6 protein-coding genes and 1 pseudogene are annotated in these 8,214 nt (G+C 69.2%); 6 read left to right on the top strand and 1 reads right to left on the bottom strand.

Annotation, left to right across the window (positions count from 1 at the left end; translation table 11 throughout):
- Positions 1–281, bottom strand: a pseudogene (locus VB737_RS04100) (succinate dehydrogenase); the annotation flags it as partial.
- 102 nt (positions 282–383) lie between these two features.
- Here VB737_RS04100 and VB737_RS04095 point away from each other — a divergent pair.
- From VB737_RS04095 to VB737_RS04070, 6 genes are all read left to right on the top strand, one after another.
- Positions 384–1,376 carry a glycosyltransferase family 2 protein gene (locus tag VB737_RS04095; protein ID WP_500311352.1) on the top strand — a complete coding sequence of 331 codons (993 nt, stop codon included), beginning with the start codon at positions 384–386 and terminating at the stop codon, positions 1,374–1,376.
- Positions 1,377–1,440: 64 nt separating this feature from the next.
- On the top strand, positions 1,441–2,745 hold the full coding sequence (locus tag VB737_RS04090; RefSeq protein WP_500311350.1) for a glycosyltransferase family 4 protein: 1,305 nt from the start codon (positions 1,441–1,443) through the stop codon (positions 2,743–2,745).
- A gap of 7 nt (positions 2,746–2,752) precedes the next feature.
- Positions 2,753–4,033 carry an MFS transporter gene (locus VB737_RS04085; RefSeq protein WP_500311349.1) on the top strand — a complete coding sequence of 427 codons (1,281 nt, stop codon included), beginning with the start codon at positions 2,753–2,755 and terminating at the stop codon, positions 4,031–4,033.
- Positions 4,034–4,088: 55 nt separating this feature from the next.
- Positions 4,089–6,230 carry a polyphosphate kinase 1 gene (gene ppk1 / locus VB737_RS04080; protein WP_500311347.1) on the top strand — a complete coding sequence of 714 codons (2,142 nt, stop codon included), beginning with the start codon at positions 4,089–4,091 and terminating at the stop codon, positions 6,228–6,230.
- 117 nt (positions 6,231–6,347) lie between these two features.
- Entirely contained in the window at positions 6,348–7,379 is a 1,032-nt protein-coding gene (locus tag VB737_RS04075) for a sigma-70 family RNA polymerase sigma factor (protein ID WP_500311345.1), read from the top strand.
- A 20-nt stretch (positions 7,380–7,399) separates the two neighbouring features.
- On the top strand, positions 7,400–8,071 hold the full coding sequence (locus VB737_RS04070) for a diacylglycerol/polyprenol kinase family protein (RefSeq protein WP_500311343.1): 672 nt from the start codon (positions 7,400–7,402) through the stop codon (positions 8,069–8,071).
- Positions 8,072–8,214 lie beyond the last annotated feature (143 nt).

Raw genomic sequence — 8,214 nt, 5'->3', positions numbered from 1 at the left:
GGCTCCCACGGCCCCTGGCGGCGGCTGCGCAGGGGGCCGGCTGCCGGGCCGCGGGCCTGACGATTGACGTGGGCCCGATGCAGCGAGAGCAGCGGATGGGCCAGGGCAGCCGCCAGCAGGGCGACCTCCAGCCAGGGAAGCCAGCCCTGCAGGTGCAGGGAGGCGGCATAGCGCTCGAACGTCGGCGGATCCACCAGGGCCAGCAGCACGCCGCCGAGGTGGACGGCGAGGAACAGCACGAGCGCCAGCCCGGTGACGGCGATCCAGAATCCGACGATCATTCAGCTGCAGGTCAGCGCCCCTGGAGGCAAGGTGGCAGAAGGCATCGGGGCAATCGGCCGGGGCGGGGCAGTCGGCCGCAGGAAGCGAGGCGGGGCGCCGCCATGAAGCGGTCCGACCAGTCGCCCTTGGTGAGTGTCATCGTACCCAACTTCAACCACGGGGCCTTCCTGGGGGAGCGGCTGCGATCGATTCTCGAGCAGACGTTTCAGGACTTCGAGCTGATCGTTCTCGATGACGCCTCCAGCGACGATTCCCTTGCGGTGATCCGGGAGCGGCTGCGGGCCCATCCCCACCGGCTGGTCTGCCATGCGGTCAACTCAGGCCAGCCCTGCGCGCAATGGCTGCGCGGCATGGCGATGGCCACAGGTCGCTACATCTGGATCGCGGAATCGGATGACACCTGCGCGCCGCTGTTTCTCGAACGGATGGTGCGCCACCTCGAGGACGGCAGCGTGCTGGCGTACTGCCGCACCACCTCGATTGACGCGAAAGGCGATCCGATCGCCGACCAGAGTTTCTGGCCGGATCACATCGATCCCGAGCGCTGGCAGCGCTCCTTCACCCTCGAAGGGTCGCAGCTGTGCCGCACCTACATGGATCGGGGCAACGTCATCGCCAATGCCAGTGGCGTGGTGTTCCGCAAGCCCGATCCCGCGAGCCTGCGGGCCCTGGGCCCGCTGACCGCCGGCCGGCGCTGCACCGGCGACTGGCTGTTCTGGAGCCACTACCTGATGCGGATCGGTGGAACCGTGGCCTTCGACACCGAGGCCCTCTCCGGCTTCCGCTGCCACGACAGGACCACCCGCAGCACCGCCAGCCGCAGCCAGGAACGACTCCGTTTCGCGGAGTACTCCTCCGCCATCGCCTCGGTGCTGCGGATCACCCGGCCGACGCCTGTCTGGCGCTGGCATGCCGTGGCCACCAGCGGCGGCTGGGACTGGATTCTCTACGAGTACCTCTGGCGTTACCGGCCATCGCTGGCGGAAAAGCTGCTGATCCGGGTCCTGCACGGCCCCCTGCGCCTGGGGCTGTACGCGCGGCTGCTGCAGTCACCGTTGCTGCGCCGCCGCTACCTGCGCTGGCCCACCAACTGAGGCGACAGCACCGGGCCTGCCCGGTGGCCGCGACTATCGTTGATCCGGCAGCCCTGGGTGGTCATTGCGCGTCGCCTTTGCCCACTACAGCCAGGCGGATGACATCAGCGGCGTCACCACCTGGGTGCTGGGACTGGCCCGCCGACTGGCGGCCGATGGCGTCAGCGTCGCCATCCATTTCGTGATCGCACCCGGCGCCGGAGGCCGCGAAGGGAGCATGGAAGGCAATGGCGAACCGCCGCTGTTCAAGGCGCTGCGGCGCCAGGGCATCGCGGTGTTCGCGACCCCCAGGCGGGCCAGCCTCGCGGCGGACGCCCGGGACACCCTCGCCTTCCTCAACCACTGGCGGCCCACGGTGTTCCTGCCCCAGTGCAAGCCGGCCCACTACGCGGCGGCGGCCCAGGCCGGCAGCCGGGGGCTGCCCTGGGCGCTCACCCTGCACTCGGATGATCCCGACTACTGGGCAACCGTGGCGGCCTTCGGGGGTTCCCGTCAGGGCAGCGTCCTGGTCTGCGTGTCCCGCCACATCCGCGAGGCCTGCACCGCCAGGGGCATCGATCGGCCGGCCCGGGTGATTCCTTACGGGGTCCAGGTGCCGGAAGCGGCGACGGATTTCCGCTCCGATCCCTTCCGGGTGGTGTTCAGCGGCAGGATCTGGGAGCACCAGAAGCGCGCCTCGCTGGTGATCCGGACGCTGATCCGTTCCTGCCGGTCGAAGGCCTCCCTCCGCGCCACCCTGATCGGCGATGGCTATGCCCGGGCGGCCTGTGAACGGGAGGTGGCCGAGGCCGGCCTCGCCGGGGCGATCGACTTCACCGGGTCGCTCCCCCCCGAGCAGGTGAAGGCGCGGCTGCTCGATGCCCAGGCCATCCTGCTGATGTCCGACTTCGAGGGGCTGCCGATCGCCCTGCTGGAGGCGATGGCGGCCGGGGTGGTGCCCGTGGTGCGCCGCATCCCCAGCGGCATCCCCGAGCTGGTCGACGATGGCCGCACCGGCCTGCTGGTGACGGAGGATCCCGAGGTGGCCGCCGCTGCCCTGTTGCGGCTGGCCGACGATCCCGCCCTCTGGCGGCGCTGCTCGACGGCGGCCCGGCAGCTCGTCAGCAGCCAGTACAACGCCGACGCCAGCTACCTGATGTGGCGACGGCTGCTGGAGGACCTCGATCAGCAGGGCAGGGCCGCCACCTCCGGCCCCTACCCGATTCCGGCCGGAAGGATCCACGGCCTGCGGGGGATCCCGCCCTCGTTCCATCAGGAGTACCGGGCCCCCCAGCCGCGCTCCGCCGCCCTGCAGCAGGCCCTGCGCACCGCCGTCGCCAGGGCCAAGCATCGGATCAAGGGGGTCCTGGGCCGTCGACGGGGCGGGTGACCCCGGCATGGGAGGGTGCAGGGATCCCCGGCGCCCGGCCGTGCGACTCTCGCGCCCCTCCACCCTCCTCTGCGCCTTCCTGACGCTGCTGAACGACCGGCTGGGGGAGAGCATCGTCTTTCCGCTGCTGCCGTTCCTGCTCGCGGACTTCACCACCGACGGCCGCACCCTGGGCCTGCTGGCCGGCAGCTACGCCATCGCCCAGTTCACCTTCACCCCCCTGATCGGGGCCCTCAGCGACCGCTACGGCCGCAAGCCCGTGATCACCGCCTGCGTGGCCGGCTCGGTGCTGGGCCTGGGGATGTTCGCCCTCACCGTGATCCTGCCCTGGGGCCGGGTCTGGCCGGAGGCCGCCGCCGCCGGTCTGCCCCTGGCCCTGCTGTTCGCCGCCCGCCTGATCGACGGGGTGAGCGGCGGCACCGCCGCCACCGCTGCCGCCGTGCTGGCCGACATCTCGACGCCGGAACGGCGGGCCCGGGCCTTCGGCCTGATCGGCGTGGCCTTCGGGCTGGGGTTCATCCTCGGACCGGCCCTGGGCGGCCTGCTGGGCCGCATCAATGTGAGCCTGCCGCTGCTGCTCGCCGTGGGCTTCGCCGCGCTGAACCTGGTGGTGGTGGTGACCCTGCTGCCGGAAACCCATCCGCCCCAGGCGCGGCTGCCCCTGCCCAGGGCCTGGGAGCTGCAGCCCTTCGGCCAGCTGCAGCGGGTGTTCGCCGATCCGAGGGTGCGCCGCCTCTGCGCCGCCTTCTTCCTGTTCTTCCTGGGGTTCAGCGGCTTCACCGCCCTGCTGGTGCTGTACTTCAAGCAGGCCTTCGGCTGGGGCCCGGGCCTGTCGGCCGGCGCCTTCCTGGTGGTCGGTGTGGTGGCCACGGTGGTGCAGGGCGGCCTGATCGGCCCGCTGGTGCAGCGGCTGGGGGAGTGGCGCCTCACCCAGATCGGCCTGGGCTGCGTCATGGCGGGCTTCCTGCTGGTGCCTCTGGCGGATCAGGGCAACGCCGTGCCCCTGGTGTTCACGGCGGTGGCGATCCTGGCCCTGGGCACCGGCCTGGTGACCCCCAGCCTGCGCAGCCTGGTGTCACGGCGACTGGCCGACAGCGGCCAGGGGGCCGCCCTGGGCAGCCTGCAGGGACTGCAGAGCCTGGCCAGCTTCCTCGGTCCGCCCCTGGCGGGGCTGGCCTACGAGACCATCGGCCGGCGCAGTCCCTTCTGGCTGGGGATTCTGCTGATGGCCGTCGTGGTGTGGCTTGTGGCGGCCGGATCCCACCGTCAAGCAGAGGCGACACCCTGAGGGCGGGATCGCCATTGCTACGTTGCCGTCTCTGATGCCCGCGGGGCCCCGCCGTATGTCGTCGCAGCCGGTCGTCGCTCCCGATCTCTACATCAACCGCGAGCTGAGTTGGATCGATTTCAACCATCGGGTGCTGGCCCTGGCGCTCGATGAGCAAACGCCGCTGCTGGAGCAGGCCAAGTTCAGCGCCATCTTCAGCAACAACCTCGACGAATTCTTCATGGTGCGGGTGGCGTCGCTGAAGTCGCAGCTGGAAGCGGGAGTCACCGGCCGCAGCGACGACGGCCTGACGCCCCAGGAGCAACTGGAGGCGATCCAGAAGAAGCTGCGGCCGCTGCTGGAGATGCAGCAGCAGCACTACCGCCACTCCCTCAAGACCCATCTGGCCGAGTACGGGGTCCAGCTGCTCGACTACCTGCGGCTCAACGAGGCCCAGAAGGCCTGGGCCGACGACTATTTCCGCAAGGCGATCTTTCCGGTGCTCACCCCCCTGGCGGTGGACCCGGCCCACCCGTTCCCGTTCCTCAGCAATCTGAGCCTCAACGTGGCGGCCCTGATCCGCGACCCGGACACGGGCCGCCAGCAGTTCGCCCGGGTGAAGGTGCCCCAAAAGATCCTGCCGCGGTTCGTGCCGATCCCGACCGAGCTGAGCGGCGTCGTGCCCACCCCTGGCTACACGGCGGTGCCGCTCGAGCAGCTGGTGGCCTTCAACCTGCGCTGGCTGTTTCCCGGCATGACCATCGAAGGGCACTACTTCTTCCGGATCACCCGGGACGCCGACCTGGAGCTACGGGACCTGGAGGCCGACGACCTGATGGAGGCCCTGCAGGAGGGACTGCGCAAACGCCGGGTGGGCGGTGAGGTGGTGCGGGTGGAGGTGGCCGACGAGATGCCCGAGGAGGTGGTGCACCTGCTGATGGAGGGCACCGACGTGGAGCCGGCGGACGTCTACCGCACCAACGGCCCTTTGGGCCTCGACGACCTGATGAGCCTGATGGCGATCCCCCTCAGCCAGCTGCGGGATGCCCCCCACAAGGGACGCACGGCGCCGGCCCTGGTGCGGGCCCAGCGCAGCCAGCTGGAGGACGGTTCGATCAAGCAGGAGGAGTTCGAGAGCATCTTCTCGGTGCTGCGGCGCGGCGATGTGCTGCTGCACCATCCCTTCGACCTCTTCTCCACCTCGGTGGAGGAATTCCTCAGCCAGGCCGCCGCCGATGCCTCGGTGCTGGCCATCAAGATGACCCTCTACCGGACATCAAAGGATTCGCCGGTGGTGGCCTCCCTGATCCGCGCCGCCGAGAACGGCAAGCAGGTGATGGCCCTGGTGGAACTCAAGGCCCGCTTCGACGAGGACAACAACATCCAGTGGGCCCGCCAGCTGGAACGCTCCGGGGTGCATGTGGTGTACGGGGTGCTGGGACTCAAGACCCACACCAAGGTGCTGCTGGTGGTGCGGCGGGAGAAGGGGGCCCTGCGGAGCTATGCGCACATCGGCACCGGCAACTACAACTCCAAGACCTCCTCCCTCTACACCGACGTCGGATTACTGACGGCCCGGGAGGACTTCGGCCAGGACCTGGTGGAATTGTTCAACTACCTGACCGGATTCTCCAAGCAGCAGAGTTTCCGCAAGTTGCTGGTGGCCCCCGTCACCTTGCGCAAGGGCATGGAGGGGTTGATCCGGCGGGAGATCGACCATGCCAAGGCCGGTCGCGGCGGCCACATCAGGGCCAAGATGAATGCCCTGGTCGATCCGGCGATCATCGCCCTGCTCTACGAAGCCTCGGCCGCCGGGGTGCGGATCGAGCTGATCATCCGCGGCATGTGCTCCCTGCGGCCGGGGCTGGAAGGGGTCAGCGACGGCATCACGGTCGTCAGTGTCATCGGTCGCTTCCTGGAGCATTCACGGCTGTTCTGGTTCGCCAACGGCGGCCAGCCGGAGATGTTCTTCGGCAGCGCCGACTGGATGCCCCGCAACCTTGATCGACGGGTCGAGGCCGTGGCCCCGATCGAGGACCCGAGGCTCCAGCAGCAGATCGAGGCCTTGCTTGAGCTTTACCTCACCGATACGGGCGCCTGGCACATGCACAGCGATGGACACTTTGCACAGCGTCAGCACTCCGGTGAGCCGAAACTGACCCAGAAGCTGCTGATGGAACGCTGGCGCGGTGGGCTTGTTCCCGAGCCCAAAGCGTAGCCATCATGACATAAGCCACTTCCTTGGATCAAAATACATACCTTCTTCCGCTGGATTCGAGTTTCAACCTTCCTGCGGTGCTACATTCCGGCCAAATTCATTCGGGAGCCTGGGGTGATGGGGACACCTCTGCATTCCGCCCTCTCGCTGCTGAAAAGCAGTGGGGACGGGGCTTCGTCCAGCACCAGCAGGACGAATTCCAACGGCGGTTCAGTCAGTTCCAAGCCAACAGCCACAGCCAAGACCACGGTCCGCCAGGGGGGGCGCATCAGCGCCGACTCCATCGGTTGGTATCTCAGCACAATTGGCCGTGTGCCTCTTCTTACACCGGCCGAGGAAATCGAACTCGCCCACCACGTCCAGGCCGGCAAGAAGCTCCAGGCCCTCGTCGATGGTGAACTCACCGCCCGTCAGAGGCGCCAGCTGCGCATGGGACAGCGGGCCCGCGACCGCATGATGGCCGCCAACCTGCGGCTGGTGGTCAGCGTCGCCAAGAAGTATCAGAACCAGGGTCTCGAACTGCTCGATCTGGTCCAGGAAGGGGCGATCGGCCTGGAGCGGGCCGTCGACAAGTTCGACCCCGCCATGGGCTACAAGTTCTCCACCTATGCCTACTGGTGGATCCGCCAGGGCATGACGCGCGCCATCGATAACAGCGCCCGCACGATTCGCCTGCCGATTCACATCAGCGAGAAGCTCTCGAAGATGCGGCGGATCACCCGTGAACTCTCCCACCGGCTCGGGCGCCAGCCCAACCGGCTCGAGCTGGCCCATGCCATGGGCATGCAGCCGGAGGAGCTCGAGGAACTGATGACCCAGAGCGCCCCCTGCGCCTCCCTCGACGCCCACGCCCGCGGCGAGGAAGATCGCAGCACCCTGGGCGAGCTGATCGCCGACCCGGCCAGCAACGAGCACTTCGACTCGATGGACCGCCATCTGCAGAAGGAGCACCTCGGCGCCTGGCTCTCCCAGCTGAACGAACGGGAGCAGAAGATCCTGCGGCTGCGCTTCGGCCTCGAGGGCGCCGAACCGCTCACCCTCGCCGAGATCGGACGTCAGATCAACGTCTCCCGCGAACGGGTGCGGCAGCTGGAGGCCAAAGCGATCATGAAGCTGCGCCTGATGAGCAACCTCCACCAGGCCGCCTGACCCAAGCTTCCCTGCTGGCGTTGGTCCTTCCACCGGAGCATGACGACCTGGCCCGGCTCACCGGTGTGCTGGCCGTGGCCCTCTGGCTGGCCCTGCTCAGCGCCGGAGCCCTGCTGCTGCGCCAACGCTGGCCGGGGCAGCGGGAATGGAGCCGCAAGCTGGTCCACATCGGCGCCGGGCCGGTGGTGCTGATCGCCTGGGCCTTCGGTGTCGAGCGGCTGGTCGCCGTGCCCGCCGCCGCCACCATCACCCTCCTGGCCGGCCTCAACCACCGGGTGCGGGTGCTGCCGGCCATCGAGGACGTGGAACGGCACAGCTATGGCACGGTCGCCTACGGCGCCTCGATCACCCTGCTGCTGTGGCTGTGGTGGCCTGCCCACCCCGCCACGGTGGCGGCGGGGGTGCTGGTGATGGCCTTCGGCGACGGCCTGGCCGGTCTGCTGGGCCCGCTGATCCCGTCGCCCAGCTGGACGGTGTTCGGCGAGCGCCGCTCCCTGGCGGGCACCGCCGCCATGGGGATCGCCAGCCTGGTGGTGCTGCTGTGCCTGGGGCTGCTGGGTGGTGGCCCGGCGCCAGCCTCGATCGCCCTGATCGCTCTGGTGGCGACGGGGCTGGAGCAATGGGCCCTGCTGGGCATCGACAACATCAGCGTGCCCCTGGCGGTGGCCGGGCTGTGGCGGGCGCTGAGCTGATGGGGCCGATCGAGCGGATCCTGATCGGCCTGGCCCTGGTGGCGGTCCTGCTGGCCCTGCGGCTGGCCACCCGCCGCTTCCGCCTGCCGCCACCGCCGCTGCTGCTGCCGCTGCTGGCCGTGCTGCTGTGGTGCGTCCTGGGC

It is taken from the genome of Synechococcus sp. BA-120 BA3, from assembly GCF_034931285.1.
GTDB lineage: Bacteria > Cyanobacteriota > Cyanobacteriia > PCC-6307 > Cyanobiaceae > Cyanobium.
Note: the sequence above shows the minus strand (reverse complement) of the source record. Positions and strands in the feature narration are given on the sequence as shown.

Bases quoted from the DNA above. Each gene is read 5' to 3' on its own strand.
- VB737_RS04095 (WP_500311352.1), top strand. From the start codon at position 384: ATGAAGCGGTCCGACCAGTCGCCCTTGGTGAGTGTCATCGTACCCAAC.
- VB737_RS04085 (WP_500311349.1), top strand. From the start codon at position 2,753: ATGGGAGGGTGCAGGGATCCCCGGCGCCCGGCCGTGCGACTCTCGCGC.
- ppk1 (WP_500311347.1), top strand. From the start codon at position 4,089: ATGTCGTCGCAGCCGGTCGTCGCTCCCGATCTCTACATCAACCGCGAG.
- VB737_RS04075 (WP_500311345.1), top strand. From the start codon at position 6,348: ATGGGGACACCTCTGCATTCCGCCCTCTCGCTGCTGAAAAGCAGTGGG.